Annotated in this window: 11 protein-coding genes; 6 read left to right on the forward strand and 5 right to left on the reverse strand. The window is 72.2% G+C overall.

Annotated features, from left to right (window positions below):
* Positions 1 to 96: 96 nt before the first annotated feature.
* Positions 97 to 798: a DAK2 domain-containing protein gene (locus tag NQU54_RS20675; protein ID WP_257632345.1), complete on the reverse strand. Its 702-nt coding sequence runs from the start codon at positions 796 to 798 to the stop codon at positions 97 to 99.
* A 32-nt stretch (positions 799 to 830) separates the two neighbouring features.
* On the reverse strand, positions 831 to 1,829 hold the full coding sequence (locus tag NQU54_RS20680; RefSeq protein ID WP_257632346.1) for a dihydroxyacetone kinase subunit DhaK: 999 nt from the start codon (positions 1,827 to 1,829) through the stop codon (positions 831 to 833).
* Positions 1,830 to 2,118: 289 nt separating this feature from the next.
* Between NQU54_RS20680 and NQU54_RS20685 the strand changes: the two genes are divergently transcribed.
* The 3 genes from NQU54_RS20685 to NQU54_RS20695 all read left to right on the forward strand — a co-directional run bounded on the left by NQU54_RS20685 (position 2,119) and on the right by NQU54_RS20695 (position 5,667).
* Entirely contained in the window at positions 2,119 to 3,126 is a 1,008-nt protein-coding gene (locus NQU54_RS20685; protein WP_257632347.1) for a 1-aminocyclopropane-1-carboxylate deaminase, read from the forward strand.
* Positions 3,127 to 3,299: 173 nt separating this feature from the next.
* Entirely contained in the window at positions 3,300 to 4,100 is an 801-nt protein-coding gene (locus NQU54_RS20690; protein ID WP_257632370.1) for an SDR family oxidoreductase, read from the forward strand.
* Between the two features lie 394 nt (positions 4,101 to 4,494).
* Complete coding sequence (locus NQU54_RS20695) at positions 4,495 to 5,667, forward strand: sialidase family protein (RefSeq protein ID WP_257632348.1); 1,173 nt, start codon at positions 4,495 to 4,497, stop codon at positions 5,665 to 5,667.
* A gap of 31 nt (positions 5,668 to 5,698) precedes the next feature.
* On the opposite strand, the gene NQU54_RS20700 is transcribed toward NQU54_RS20695, so the two are convergent.
* The gene (locus NQU54_RS20700; RefSeq protein WP_257632349.1) at positions 5,699 to 6,325 is read right to left on the reverse strand and encodes a TetR/AcrR family transcriptional regulator; all 627 of its coding nucleotides are present in this window, start codon (positions 6,323 to 6,325) and stop codon (positions 5,699 to 5,701) included.
* A gap of 71 nt (positions 6,326 to 6,396) precedes the next feature.
* Here NQU54_RS20700 and NQU54_RS20705 point away from each other — a divergent pair, with 71 nt between their 5' ends.
* Together NQU54_RS20705 and NQU54_RS20710 are read left to right on the forward strand one after the other, a co-directional pair.
* Positions 6,397 to 7,959, forward strand: a complete 1,563-nt coding sequence (locus NQU54_RS20705; protein ID WP_257632350.1) for a nitrilase-related carbon-nitrogen hydrolase — start codon at positions 6,397 to 6,399, stop codon at positions 7,957 to 7,959.
* A gap of 321 nt (positions 7,960 to 8,280) precedes the next feature.
* A complete protein-coding gene (locus tag NQU54_RS20710) occupies positions 8,281 to 10,299 on the forward strand; it encodes a spermine/spermidine synthase domain-containing protein (RefSeq protein ID WP_257632351.1) in 2,019 nt (672 codons plus the stop codon).
* Positions 10,300 to 10,381: 82 nt separating this feature from the next.
* Here NQU54_RS20710 and NQU54_RS20715 read toward each other — a convergent pair whose 3' ends face one another.
* Entirely contained in the window at positions 10,382 to 11,428 is a 1,047-nt protein-coding gene (locus NQU54_RS20715; RefSeq protein WP_257632352.1) for a hypothetical protein, read from the reverse strand.
* 288 nt (positions 11,429 to 11,716) lie between these two features.
* Positions 11,717 to 12,694 carry a D-2-hydroxyacid dehydrogenase family protein gene (locus NQU54_RS20720; RefSeq protein WP_257632353.1) on the reverse strand — a complete coding sequence of 326 codons (978 nt, stop codon included), beginning with the start codon at positions 12,692 to 12,694 and terminating at the stop codon, positions 11,717 to 11,719.
* 297 nt (positions 12,695 to 12,991) lie between these two features.
* On the opposite strand from NQU54_RS20720, the gene NQU54_RS20725 reads away from it, so the two are divergent.
* Entirely contained in the window at positions 12,992 to 13,789 is a 798-nt protein-coding gene (locus NQU54_RS20725) for a prephenate dehydrogenase (protein WP_257632354.1), read from the forward strand.

Consider the following 13,789-nt stretch of genomic DNA (forward strand, 5'->3'; position numbering starts at 1 on the left):
GGCCCAGGACTCGGATCCCCGTACGTACGGCCCGGCCGCGGCGTTCACCGGCGGGCGGCGCGTACGGGGATCCCCTCATGGCCCCGGCCTCCCTCCTCAGGACATGGGGAGCCGGTTCAGCGAGGTCAGCTCGGCGTGTGCGGAGGCGAAGAGCAGGGCGACGGCCAGGGCGCCCGGGTCCGGGACGCCACGGGCGTGGTCGCCGGTGTAGCTGGCACGCCCCCTGCGGGCGCGCAGATCGGTCGTGGAGCGCGCGCCCCGATGGGCCGCCACCGCGGCCACGTGGAGCGCGTGCGCGGGGTCGGCGGTGGGTTCACAGGAGGCCAGGGCCCGTGCGGCCGGCACGAGGGCGTCCACCATCGTCTTGTCGCCCACCTCGGCCTCGCCGACCCGCTGGATCGCGGCCGCCCCCGCGGCCGTGCCGAGGGCCAGCGCCGCGGTCCCGGGCGGGTCGGCGGCCATCCCCAGCGCGTCGGCGAGCTCCTGGAAGAGCAGTCCGAACAGGGGACCGCTGGTGCCGCCGACATCGTCGAGGAAGACCCGCGCGGCGGCGTCGAGCGGAGCGTCCGGGCCCCTGCCGCCCCGCCCGCCGTTTCCCGCGCCCGCCGCCAGGGCGTCCAGCGCCCGGCGGACACCGTCCATCCCGGTGACCAGATTGGCGCCGAAGTCCCCGTCGCCCGCCTTCTGGTCGAGCGCGGTGAGCTCGGGTTCCACGGACCGTACGGTGGCGGCGAACCGTGTCAGCCAGTCCATGACGGCTGTGTGGGTGAGGCCCTTCGGGCCGGGCTGGTCGGACATGGGCGGGGCAGCTCCTCGGGGCGGTGGCGGGGTCACAGGGGCCAGGCGGGGGTGCGGGCGGGGGCGTCCCACAGCCGCAGCGCCTCCGCGTCGGTGGCGAACAGGGTCAGCGAGAAGCCCCGCATGTCCAGGGCGCTCACGAAGGTGCCGGTCAGGGACCGGTCGAGGCCGACACCGCGATCGTCGAGGGCCTTGGCCACGGCGTCGCGGATGCCGTACAGCTCCAGCGAGGTGATCGAGCCCAGCCCGTTGACCAGGGCGAGCACCCGTGTCCCGGCAAAGTCGGGCAGCGCGGCCAGCAACTGGTCCGTCATGGTCTCGACCAGCTTGCCGAGCGGTGCGTGCGGGGTGGTGCCCTCGGCCCGCTCGCCGTGGATGCCGACCCCGAACTCCAGGACGTTGTCGGGCAGGGTGAAGGCCGGCGCCCCGGAGGCGGGCGCGGTGTGGGCGGCCGAGGCCACGGCGAGGCTGCGGGCCCGCCGGGTCACATCGGTGCCGAGGGCGACCAGGTCCTCCAGACCGCGCCCCTCGTCGGCGGCGGCGCCGAGGATCTTCTCGACGATCAGGGTGGCGCCGGTGCCGCGCCGGCCGACCGCGATGTCGTCCGAGTCGGTGGCGAGGTCGTCGTCGATGAGGACCCGGGCGCAGCGGATGCCCTCGTGGGCGAGGCGCTCGGCGGCGATGCCGAAGTTGATGCGGTCGCCGGTGTAGTTCTTGACGATGTGCAGCACCCCCTCGGCCCGGGCGACGGCCCGGCTGGCCTCGAAGATCTGCCGGTTGTGCGGCGAGGCGAAGATCCGCCCCGGGCAGGCGGCGTCCAGCATCCCCGTACCGAGGAAGCCGGAGTGCAGGGGTTCATGGCCGGACCCGCCCCCCGAGACCAGCCCGACGCGGCGGGCGGGCGCGGTGTGGCGGGTGTGGAAGTATCCGTGGTCGGGGTTGTAGTCGACGAGATCGGCATGGGCGGCGGCGAAGCCCGCGAGCGCGTCGGGAACGAGAGACTCGGGTGAGTCGCGGAAGTACTGGGGCATGATCTCGGCTCCCTGGGCGAGTGGGGCGGACGGATGGGCTCGGCGGGCGAGCGCCGTCTCGGCGGTACGAGGGCTCAGGCACAGATAGTCGCCGCGACCCGGCGGCAGGGTGCTCAGGCTGGACAGCAGCGGGACCCCAACGGCCTATCGGCATACGCCGGTCGTGTGCAGCCGGGGCCGGGTCGGGGAGGGATCGGCTCGTGTGCCCACGGGGAGGGGCGGGGTAGGGATCGGCGGACATCGGGCACCACCCACGCGGACATCCGGCACCACCCACAAGGAGTCACCCATGTCCCTCGATGACTTCGAGCGCCACCCCCTGCTGTTCGGCCCCAGCCCGGTCCACCCGCTGGACCGGCTGAGCGAGCGCCTCGGCGGGGCGCGCATCTGGGCCAAGCGCGAGGACTGCAACAGCGGGCTGGCCTTCGGCGGCAACAAGACCCGCAAGCTGGAGTACCTCATCCCCGACGCGCTCCGGAAGGGCGCGGACACCCTGGTGAGCATCGGCGGTGTGCAGTCCAACCACACCCGCCAGGTCGCCGCGGTGGCGGCGAAGCTGGGGCTGAAGGCCGTACTGGTGCAGGAGAGCTGGGTGGACTGGCCCGACTCCGTCAACGACAAGGTCGGCAACATCCTGCTCTCACGGATCATGGGCGCGGAGGTGAGGCTGGTCGACGCCGGGTTCGGCATCGGCTTCAAAGACAGCTGGGCGCGCGCCCTGGAGGACGTCCGCGCCGCGGGCGGTACGCCCTATCCGATCCCCGCCGGGGCCTCCGACCATCCGCTGGGCGGTCTGGGCTTCGCCAACTGGGCCCGCGAGGTCCAGGAACAGGAGCGCGAGCTGGGGGTCTTCTTCGACACCGTCGTGGTGTGCAGCGTCACCGGCTCCACCCAGGCGGGCATGATCGCGGGCTTCGCGGGCCAGGACCGCCCCCGCCGGGTCCTGGGCATCGACGCCTCCGCCAAGCTCGCCGAGACCCGGGCCCAGGTGGAGAAGATCGCACGTGAGACCGCCGCGCTGATCGGCCTCGGCCGGGAGCTGCGCGATGAGGAGATCACCGTGCTGGAGGGCTGGGCCGGGGACCTCTACGGGGTGCCGGTCGACTCCACCCTCGAGGCGATCCGGCTCACCGGAAGCCTCGAAGGGGTGATCCTCGACCCGGTCTACGAGGGCAAGTCCATGGCCGGGCTCATCGACCTCGTCCGCGACGGCGACATACCCGAGGACTCCAACGTGCTCTACGCCCACCTCGGCGGCCAGCCCGCGCTCAACGCCTACAGCGGCGCCTTCCGCTGACCCCGCCCGCGCCTTCCTGACACGCCCCCGCACCGGAAGCCCGAGCGCCCCTGGTCCGAAAGGAGGAGGAAAGGCGGGGCATGGGCGATGGGCCGCCGTCGCCGGGGTACCCGGGGCCACGCGGCCCCGTGGCCGCCCCACCGCCGCGAGACCAGGGAGCCAGGGTGACGGACATGAACCCCGGGAACGACCGGCAGGCCGGAAACGCCGCGCCTCCCGACGGCCCGCTGTCGGGCTGCGCGGCGCTGGTGACCGGCGCGTCCAGCGGCATCGGAGCGGCCACCGCCATGGAGCTGGCCCGGCAGGGAGCCGATCTCGCGCTGGTGGCCCGCCGCACCGAACGGCTGGAGGACCTGGCCGCCACCGTCCGGAAGGAGGGCCGTTCCTGCGCCGTCCTCACCGCCGATCTCCAGGACGCGGCGCGGGCCCGTCAGTGCGTCGAGGACGCCGTGCGGGAGTGCGGACGCCTCGATGTGCTGGTGAACAACGCCGGCTCCCTGGTGACCGGCACCGTTGAGGAGGGCGACCCCGAGGGCTGGGAGCGGATGATCGACCTCAACGTCAGGACCGTACTGCACACCTCCCGGCAGGCGCTGCCGCATCTGCTGCGGACGGCGTCCGAGGGGCCGCGCGGGGTGGCGGACGTAGTGAACATCAGCTCGGTGGCCGGACGGCTGGCGCGGCCCGGCAACGCCGTCTACGCGGCCACCAAACACGCGGTGGGCGCCTTGAGCGAGTCCATGCGCCAGGAGGTGACCGCACGCGGTGTCCGGGTGGGCCTGGTCGAGCCCGGCATGACCGCCACGGAGCTGACGGCCCCCGACAGCGCGTCCGCCTCCGTCGCACGCGGGATGCCACCGGAGTCCTGGCTGCGCCCCGAGGACATCGCGCGCGCCATCGCCTTCATGGTCACCCAGCCCTCGCACACCGCCGTCAACGAGATCCTGGTGCGCCCCACCGCCCAGGAACACTGAACCGCTGTGACCCGCCCCGCCCCCGGCCGCGCTCGGCGGCGGTAACGCGGCGGAGGTGTCCGCCGGCCTCGGCCCGGCGCCCCGGCCAGCGTCCTGACAGCGTGTCCTGACCGCCGTACCGGCCGCCCGGCCGGTGGCCGTGCCGGTCCCGGCCGTCGGCGCCGCCGGTCCCACTCCGCCCCGCGACCAGCCACGACGGCGCCGCGGACGATCGACGGCGGATCGGGGCACTTCCGGCGGAGCGCTTGTCCGGAGCCCGCTCGGCCAACCCTCGCCAGGCCCCTCGCGGAAGCGTGCGCGAAGGATTTACAACGTTGGAAATTCTCTCTAGCGTTGCGCCTCGCATGGCCCGGGCCCCGCTTTCCCCTCCACCACTCCTCCCGAGGGAGCGTGCATGACCGCGCCGTACCGAAGACACCTCCTGCCCGTCCTGCTGACCCTCCTGACCGTCCTGGGCTCGCTCCTGGCCGTCCAGGCACCCCCGGCCGCGGCCGCCTCCGGCACCCTGCTGCGCGACGGCACCGGCCTCTACCCCCGCGCCCTGCGGCTCGAGCACAACGGCGCCGCCAACGGCCGTATCCTCGCGTCCGTGGTCACCTTCCGCGGCTCGGACGGGCTCGGCGCCATCTACGAGAGCACCGACGACGGCGCCACCTTCCGGCAGGTGGGCGAGGTGGCCGACCCCGAGGCGTCCGGGGGGCAGGGCGAATGCTGCGCCACCCTGTACGAACTGCCGCGGGCCGTCGGCGCCATGCCCGCCGGGACCCTGCTGTGGGCCGCCTCCATCGGCCAGGACGAACCGGACCGGCGGATGGCCATCCGGGTCTTCCGCAGCAACGACCAGGGCCGCACCTGGTCCTATCTGTCCACCGTGGCCACCGCCTCCAACACCAAGGGGCTGTGGGAGCCGGAGTTCTCCGTCGACTCCAGCGGACGTCTGGTGGCCCACTACTCGGACGAGACCGACCCCGCCCACAGCCAGAAGCTGGTCGCCGCCCGCAGCGCCAACGGGCTCACCTGGAACGGCCACCACGCCACCGTGGCCAGTAATCTCGCCTCCGACCGGCCCGGCATGCCCATCGTGCGCAAACTGCCCGACGGCCAGTACTTCATGGCGTACGAGATCTGCGCTCCCCAGGGGCAGTACGCGTGCGTGGTCCACTACCGGACCTCGTGGGACGGCTGGAACTGGGGCGACCCGGCACACCTCGGCTACCGTCCCGAAACCGCTGACGGCACGTACTTCACCCACACCCCGAACCTCGCCTGGGCCCCCGAGGCCGGCAACCCCCGGGGCAAGTTGTTCCTCGTCGGCCAGGTCCTGAACAACGCCGATGGCAGCACCGCCGCAGGCAGCGGTGCCACCGTGTGGACCAACAGCAACGGCGGCACCGGAGCCTGGCGTTCGATCCCCGCGCCGGTGCGGGTGGACTCCAAGGTGGTCGACTGGTGTCCCAACTACAGTTCGGCGCTGCTGCCCTCGGCGGACGGCGGCCGGGTGCTGGAGATCGCCACGGACTACGTGGGCACCGTGTGCAAGCCGTTCTACGCCACCGGGGCGAGCTGACCCGGTGAACGCCCGCTGACCGAAGGGGGGTTCACCCCGCTCCGGATTCCCCGTCCGGCCGTTCGAGGCCGGTGCCCAGCATGGTGCGTACGACCGTTTCCACCAGGGCATCGGCCTCGGCGCGCGTCCGCGCGCCGAGCCGTTCGTCGAGCAGCAGTGTGCTCAGCCCGTGGACGAGCGACCAGATGCCGGTGAGCAGCGCCTCGCGCCGCTCCGGTGCCGCGACGGCCGCGATGCGGTCCGCCACGAAGGCCATCGCCGCGTCGGAGGCGGCGATGGCGTCGGGGTGGGTGCTGCACGACTGCCCGAACATCAGGCGGTACACCCCGGGGTGGTCGAGCGCGTAGTCGACCGCCGTGCACGCCATGGCCACGATTTCCGCGCCGGGATCGTCTCCGGGGGCGGCCTCGGCGAGGCGTTCGCCCAGCTCCGTGTAGCCCCGGGTGGCGAGGGCGGCGAGCAGCGTCTCCTTGTCGCGATAGTGGCGGTAGGGGGCGTTCGGGGACACCCCGGCATGCCGGGCGACCGCGCGCAGCGACAGCTCGCCCGGGCCCTCGGTGTCGAGGAGTGCCAGGGCGGAGTCGAGCAGGGCCGCTCGCAGATCCCCGTGGTGATAGCCCGAGCCGGTTGATGTTGACAGTGTCCACACCTCCATCATTCAATGTGGTCATTGTACACATCGATGCGGGCCGGTCTGTGCGGACACGGCCCGCGCTACAGGAGTGCCCGATGTCAGAATCACCTGGACCGCTGGTGCCCGCCGGCGCTCGATACCCGTGGCTGTGCCTGTGGGGCGGCGCCGCGGCGTCCCTGCTGTCCGTCGGCGGCCGGTTCGACGTGCCCCTGGCCGCATGGGTGGCGCCGCTGCTCCTCATCCGCTTCCTGCGCCACACCCGCCCGCTCGTGGGCCTGCCGGCGGTGTTCGCCGTGACGGTGGTATCGGCCGCGGTGTGGATGGCCGAACTCGCCGTCCCCATCACCTGGCTCACCTTGCTGGGGGACGTGGCCTTCGGGATCGCCTACGGTCTGCCGTACGTCGTCGACCGGCTGCTCGCTCCGCGCACCGGCACCCTCGGCAGGGTGCTGCTGTTCCCCGCCGCGGCCATGTCCGTGGAATTCCTCCTCGGTACCTTCGGCCCCTTCGGCACCGCCTACGGCATGCGGGCCGCCTCCCAGCACTCGAGCACGGCGCTCCTCCAGATCACCGCGCTCGGCGGGCCGTATGTCATCGCGTTCGTCATCGGCGCGGCGGCGACGATCGGCAATCTGGTCCGGGAGCGGGGTGCACACCGGACCGCGCTGCGCTGGGCCGCCCTCTACGCCGCGGCCGTCGCGCTGATCGTCGTCGGCGGACAGGTGCGCATGGTGTTCACGGGCACCGGAGGCGACACCGTCAAGGTCGCCGGCATCAATCCGAGCCAGGCGGCCATCGACGCGGAGACGGCGGTGCACGGCGCGTCCCGGCTCGACGTCACCGACCCGCGCCGCGTCGACCGGGCCGATGTGCGCCGGGCCGCGCAACCGCTCCTGGACGACCTCTTCCGCCAGACCGCCCGGGCGGCCGCGGCCGGCGCGCGGATCGTCGTCTGGTCGGAGAACGCCGCGCGGGTGGCCGACGAGGACCATGGCGCCTATCTGCGGCAGGCGTCGGAGGCGGCGGACGCGCACAACATCTATCTCCTGGTGGCCGACCTGACGTATCTGCCGGACGCGCCCCACGGCAGGGACGAGACACATCTCTTCGGCCCCGACGGCACGAAGCTGTGGGACTACGAGAAGGCCCGGCCCATCCCCGGGCTGGAGATCTACACGCCCGGTGACGGCCGCGTACCGGTCGTCGACACTCCCTACGGACGGCTGGCCAACCTCATCTGCTACGACGCCGACTTCCCGGCGGACACCCACATCGACGCCGACATCGTCCTCGTCCCCGGCGGTGACTGGCCCGAGATGGGGCGCACCCACACCGCCATGGCCGGGCTGCGCGCGATCGAGAACGGCTACGCGCTGGTCCGCCAGGACTTCAACGGCCAGTCCGGGGCCTACGACGCCACCGGACGGCCGCTGTCCACGAAGGACACCACCACCGACTCGGGCATCTGGTACGCCGACGTTCCCACCCACGGCTCGCCCACCCCGTACTCCCGTACCGGCGACATCGTCGCCTGGGGCGTGCTCGCCGGGACCCTGGCCGCGGCGACGGCCATCGCCACACGCTCGCGGCGCCGACCCGCTCCGCCGACTCCCGCCGCCTCCGCCGCGCGGGCGTCCGGCGTTGGCCCGGGCAGGTGACGGACACCGCGCGGGCCATGACCCGAACGCCGTACCGCGGTGGCGCGGGGAGCGGACCGGGGAGGTGTGCCACGGCATGACGGCGCCACTGCGCACGGCCGTCGCACCGCACCCCATGCCACGCGGCTGACCTGCGCCGACGGCCCCGGCGGAGGCGGGGTGGCGAGGCGTCACGCGGCCGGAGGGCGAGCGGCCGGGAGCGTTTCCCGATGCGCGGACGCCCGCCATCCGGCCGACGCGCACGGGCCGTGTGGGTGCTCGACCTGCTCCGCCCCGGATGACAGCGTGGCCGGCATGGAGCACAGCCCAGGACCGCAAAACGTGCGCGCGAGGCTGCTGCTGGCCAGCGCCACCATGCTCTTCGTCGAGCTCGCGCTGATCCGGTGGACCGGCGCCAATATCGTCCATCTGAGTTATTTCTCGAACTTCATCCTCTTGGGCTCGTTCCTCGGGATCGGCCTGGGATTCCTGCTGCCCGCGGGCCGTGGGCAGTGGCTCACCCGCTGGACACCCGTCCCGCTCGCCGTTCTCGTCGTGCTGGTACGGGAGTTCCCCGTGCAGGTGCGGCAGACCAGCGGCGAGGTCATCTACTTCACCGCCGTGAAGACCACCGGTCTGCCCCAGTGGGTGACCCTGCCGGTGCTCTTCGGGCTGACCGCGCTCATCATGATGGCCATCGGAAAGATGACGGCCGATCAGTTCCGTAAGCTGCCCTCCCTGGAGGCGTACCGCTTCGACCTGCTGGGGTCGCTCACCGGCTCGGTGTCCTTCGCGCTGCTCTCCTGGCTGCGCGCACCGTCGGTGGTGTGGGGTGTGATCGCCGCGGTGGCGCTGCTGACCCTCGGCGGCCGCCGCAACACCATCAGATACACGGTTCCGCTGGCGTTGATGGTGGCCGTCCTGGCCCTGGAGACGGCGGCCAGCGGCATCTCCTGGTCCCCCTACTACAAGATCGAGGTCACCAAGCCGACCTCGGGCAGCCGGGACTACAAGATCTCCGCCAATGGCGTACCGCACCAGTCCATCGCCCCGCTGAAGGTGCTCAGACGCCCGGACTCCCCGTACGAGCAGCCCTACCGCGAGACACCGAAGAACTCCCACCGCCGGGTGCTGGTCATCGGGGCGGGCAACGGCAACGACGTGGCGATGGCGCTCGCCCACGGCGCCCAGCGGGTGGACGCGGTGGAGATCGACCCCCGGCTACAGGAGATCGGCGCGTCACTGCATCCGGCCCGGCCCTATGACAACCCCCGGGTGCATGTGCACATCAACGACGGCCGGGCCTTCCTCGAGCGCACCAAGACCCGCTACGACCTGGTCGTCCTCGCCCTGCCGGACTCCCTGACCCTGGTGTCGGGCGCCAGCAACCTGCGCCTGGAGAGCTATCTGTTCACCCGTCAGGCGTTCGAGGCGGCGCACCGCCACCTCGCCCCCGGCGGCGCGTTCGCCATGTACAACTACTACCGCCAGAACTGGCTCATCGACCGGTTCGGCTCCTCGCTCACCTCCGTCTTCGGACACGCCCCCTGCATCACCCACTACGGAGGCAAGAAGGCGGCCATCCTGGTGGCCGGTGCCACCTCGAGCGACCAGTCCTGCACCGCCTCCGTATGGCGTCCCTCGGGCCCGGTGCCCTCGGCCGCCGGTGACGACCACCCCTTCCCCTATTTGCTGCACCGCACCATCCCCACCCTCTATATCGGGGTGCTGGGCGCGATCCTGCTGGTGACGCTGGTGTCGGTACGGCTGACCGGTGTCCGGCTGAGGGGTACCGCCCGCTATGTGGACATGTTCCTGCTCGGCGCGGCGTTCATGCTGCTGGAGACCAAGAACGTGATCGGGTTCGCCCTCTACTTCGGCACCACCTGGCTGGTCAACGCCATGGTCTTCGCGGGTGTGCTGCTCGCCGTGCTGTGCGCGGTGGAGGTCCGGCGCAGATTGCGCCGGGTCAACCAGCTGGTGCTACAGCTGATGCTCTTCTCCAGCCTCGCGATCGCCTGGCTGATCCCGTCCGATCTGGTGCTGGGGCTGCCCTTCGCCCCCCGGCTGGCCGCCGCGATCGCGCTGGCCTTCGCCCCCATCTTCTGCGCCAACCTCATCTTCTCCGACCGGCTGGCGGCGGCCTCCGACCCCACCTCGGCGTTCGGCGCCAATCTGCTGGGCTCCCTGTTCGGCGGCACCCTGGAGTATCTGGCCCTGCTCACCGGCTATCAGGCGCTGCTGCTGGTCGTGGCGGTGCTGTACGCGGGTGCCTGTGTGGCCATGCGTTTCACCCGCCGCGGCCCCGGCGACGTCGCCACCCACGAACCACTCACCGTGCAGACGGCGCCACGCCCCTGAACACCCTCCCCAGCGCAGCCTCAGCCGCCCCCGGCCGCCTTCCGGCCGGGGGCGGCCGCGTCCGTGGCGCGGGCCGCCGCGGTCACTCGAACATGACGTAGTCGGGGCGTGGCCGCAGGGCCAGCACCTCCTCCGGGGTCATCAGCCGGCTCCCCTCGGTGTCCTCCTCGTAGAAGAGCTTGAAGCCGGTGTGCACACCCTCGGGCTGGTTCTTGACCAGCTGCCGCCAGGTGTCGCGCTTCATCCCCGGTGAACCGATGCCGTCCGCGCTCTTGATGAGCACCACACCCGGCTGCGGGCGCAGCGCGGACTGGTCCTGGACGACGGACATGGCCACCTGGTGGAAGACGAGCGGCTTCTGCGGCAGATCGTGTTCGGCGACGATCCCGGAGAGATGGCGGGCCACATCGGTGAGCTCCTTGCCGCTGGTGCGGCCGTAGGTGTTCCCCGGCACCTCGCCCGGACCCATCTCCCACTCCGGGTCCAGCGCTATGCCGACATCGGGGTGGACCAGCCATTCGCGCAACGCCTTGACCTCGCCGAGCACCGATGCCCGGCCCGGCTGGATGTTCAGCAGCAGCAGGGCACGATGGCGCTTGGCCGCGTCGTGGAAGCGGCGGATGGTGTCGGGGGAGGTGCGCGAGCGATAGCTGCCGTCGGGGCCCGCGGAGCTGTTGGCGACGGTCGCGAGGAGTTCGAGCACCGGCTGCGGTTCGCGGTCCGCGGCGTAGGCGCGGGCGGTCTTCTCGATCTGGCGCACACGGTCGTCGAGATCCCCGATGCCGAGCCGGCCGAGCGCGTCGGCCCCGGGCAGTCCGCAGTAGCCCACCAGGCGGTAGCGGGACAGCTCCCGGCCGCCCCGGGGCAGCTCCGGCGGCGGTTTCGGAGTGGGGGAGGGGGAGGGCTTGGACGGGGCGGCGGACGGGGAGGGCTTCGCACTTCTGGAGCCTTGCGAGCCCGCTCCGGAGGCGGAGTCGGCCGACTCCTCGCCGCAGCCCGCGAGCAGGCCGAGCCCGGCCGCCGCGGCCACCGAGAGCATGCCACGGCGGCTGGGCGGTGGTGTCCCCGACCCCTCGCCGCCGTCGCCGTCCCCCGGGGCGTCCCGCCCGGCCGAAGCCGTGTCGGTCATTGGCGTTCCAGATGTGCTGTGAGCCACGTTCCCTCCGTCCGCGGTGCCCGGTCGGCGGACCGGACACCGGTCTGTTGTGCGGGCCGATGGGTTGTCCGTGCCAGGCAGCCTGTCCGGTATGACGAAGGCGAAACGGAATAGTGTCCACCGGGCGGAGGGCATGCGTCGCCTTCGGCCCGGGCAGACGGACAGTGGTGGGGTACGGGACGTTCGAACGAGGTCGGCGAGGCCGTCGACCGGCCCCAACACGCCCTGGAACAAGTCCCGTTGGCGCTCCTCGGGGCCGCGTCAGGCGGCCGGTTCCGGCGGGCTCAGACGGCGGATCGGCGCGCCCTGGAGATAGGCGCGGATGTCCTCCACCACATCGCCGTAGAACCGCTCGTAGTTGGCGCGGGTGACATAGCCCAGATGCGGGGTGGCCAGCAGATGGGGGAGCGTACGGAACGGGTCACCCGGCGGCAGCGGCTCGTGTTCGAACACATCGACCGCCGCGCCCGCGATCCAGCCGTCCCGCAGCGCCCGCGCGAGCGCCGTCTGGTCCACGATCGCGGCACGGGAGGTGTTCACCAGGAGCGCCGTGGGACGCATCCGCCTCAGCTCGGGTGCGCCCAGCAGCCCCCGGGTGCGGTCGCCGAGCACCAGGTGCACCGAGACGATGTCACTGCTCTCCAGCAGCTCCTCCTTGGAGCCGGCCGCCCGCACCCCCGCCGCCTCCGCGCGCTCGGCCGTCAGATTCGCGCTCCACGCGGCCACCTCCATACCGAAGGCCCGGCCGACTCGCGCCACCTGGGTGCCGATCCTGCCCAGCCCCAGCAACCCCAGACGGCGGCCGTACAGATCGGTGCCGACGGTGCTCTGCCACGGCCCGCCGTCCCGCACCGCCGTGCTCTCCGGCACCACATGGCGGGCCAGCCCCAGGATCAGCGCCCAGGTGAGCTCGGCGGTCGGTTGCGCGGCGCCGCCCGTGCCGCACACGGTGACGCCGTGGCGGGCGGCGGCCTCCAGATCGACCGACGCGTTGCGCATCCCCGTGGTGACCAGCAGCCTCAGCTTTGGCAGCCGGGCGAACAGCGATGCGGGGAAGGGGGTGCGCTCCCGCATGATGACCACGATCTCGCAGTCCCCGATCGCCTCGGCCACCGCGTCCTCACCGGCGATGTACTCGTGGACCGGCACCACGTCCACCGCGTCGAGCACACCCGACCAGTCGGCCGACGACAGTGCCACGTCCTGATAGTCGTCGAGCACGGCGCAGCGCAGCTTCATGGGACTACCTCTGTTTCCTCGGACGGGTACGGTGTTTCTACCACCCGTGTGAAGCCGACCCGGAAACGGGGGCCTGACACGTCGTCACCGCGTTTGCGGCGCCACCCTTCCGGATGACATCGGCTATGCGAGCGCCATGTGACAGACGTGTGTTTTCGCCGAAAGTTGGCCTCTCATGGGGTGCTGAGACACGTGTGGTTGTTTTGCGTAGTGGCACACAGGGCACCGCACCGTCTGAACAGCAGGCATAATCGCTGCTGCGATGGGCGCAGACGCCCAGAAAGGGGACGAAGTGAAGTGAACGCGTTGAGCGCGGACAACAGTGTGGGTTCGACCATCGAGGTGCTGGAGGCCGAACTCCCCCATCTCCAGAAGCAACAGGAGGCCCTCAAGGGTGATTTGGAGGCCGTCACCAAGCGGCTGGAGGCGGTCAGCACCGCCCTGAGCAGCCTTCAGGCGCTCTCCACCTCCGCGGTGCCGGAGCAGGCGGGCAACGGTGCCGCGGCCGCGGTGGCGGCGCCTGTGGCCGAGGCCACCCCGGCCGAGCCGGCCGCGGAGCCCGCCGCCGAGGCCACGGCCGAGGCCGAGCCGGAGTCCACCGAGGACACGGCCGCCACCGGCCGTACCTCCGCCGCCACCCGCAAGGCCGCCATCGGCCGCCAGCGCAGCAGGGGCAAGGCGGGCAAGGCGCCGGCCACGGGACGGGCCACCAAGACGGCGGCCAAGAAGACCGCCGCCGCCAAGAAGACCGCCGCGAAGACCGCGGCGAAGGCTCCCAAGTCCACCAAGGCCACGGTGAAGGCCACCGCGAAGCCCGCCAAGAACACCAAGGCCGCGGAGAAGGCCACCAAGGAGACCGCCGCCAAGGAGACGGCCACCACCTCCGAGCGCTCCACGGGGCTCGCCGACAGCGTGCTGAACGCGCTGCGCAAGGCCGGCCGTCCCATGCGCGCCCAGGAGGTCAACGAGGCCCTGGGCCGCGACGAGACCCGCACCAATGTGAACTCGGTGCGCAACACCCTCGAGCGGCTGCGCTCCTCGGACCGGGCCCAGCGCTCCGGCCGTGGCCTGTACGAGGCCACGGCCACGAGCTGA

Origin of the sequence: Streptomyces malaysiensis subsp. samsunensis (assembly GCF_024519315.1) — a bacterium.
GTDB classification, from domain to species: Bacteria; Actinomycetota; Actinomycetes; order Streptomycetales; family Streptomycetaceae; genus Streptomyces; species Streptomyces malaysiensis.

Coding starts and splice junctions, on each gene's coding strand:
- NQU54_RS20675 (WP_257632345.1), bottom strand. CDS start 798: ATGTCCGACCAGCCCGGCCCGAAGGGCCTCACCCACACAGCCGTCATG.
- NQU54_RS20680 (WP_257632346.1), bottom strand. CDS start 1,829: ATGCCCCAGTACTTCCGCGACTCACCCGAGTCTCTCGTTCCCGACGCG.
- NQU54_RS20685 (WP_257632347.1), top strand. CDS start 2,119: ATGTCCCTCGATGACTTCGAGCGCCACCCCCTGCTGTTCGGCCCCAGC.
- NQU54_RS20690 (WP_257632370.1), top strand. CDS start 3,300: ATGAACCCCGGGAACGACCGGCAGGCCGGAAACGCCGCGCCTCCCGAC.
- NQU54_RS20695 (WP_257632348.1), top strand. CDS start 4,495: ATGACCGCGCCGTACCGAAGACACCTCCTGCCCGTCCTGCTGACCCTC.
- NQU54_RS20700 (WP_257632349.1), bottom strand. CDS start 6,325: ATGATGGAGGTGTGGACACTGTCAACATCAACCGGCTCGGGCTATCAC.
- NQU54_RS20705 (WP_257632350.1), top strand. CDS start 6,397: ATGTCAGAATCACCTGGACCGCTGGTGCCCGCCGGCGCTCGATACCCG.
- NQU54_RS20715 (WP_257632352.1), bottom strand. CDS start 11,428: ATGACCGACACGGCTTCGGCCGGGCGGGACGCCCCGGGGGACGGCGAC.
- NQU54_RS20720 (WP_257632353.1), bottom strand. CDS start 12,694: ATGAAGCTGCGCTGCGCCGTGCTCGACGACTATCAGGACGTGGCACTG.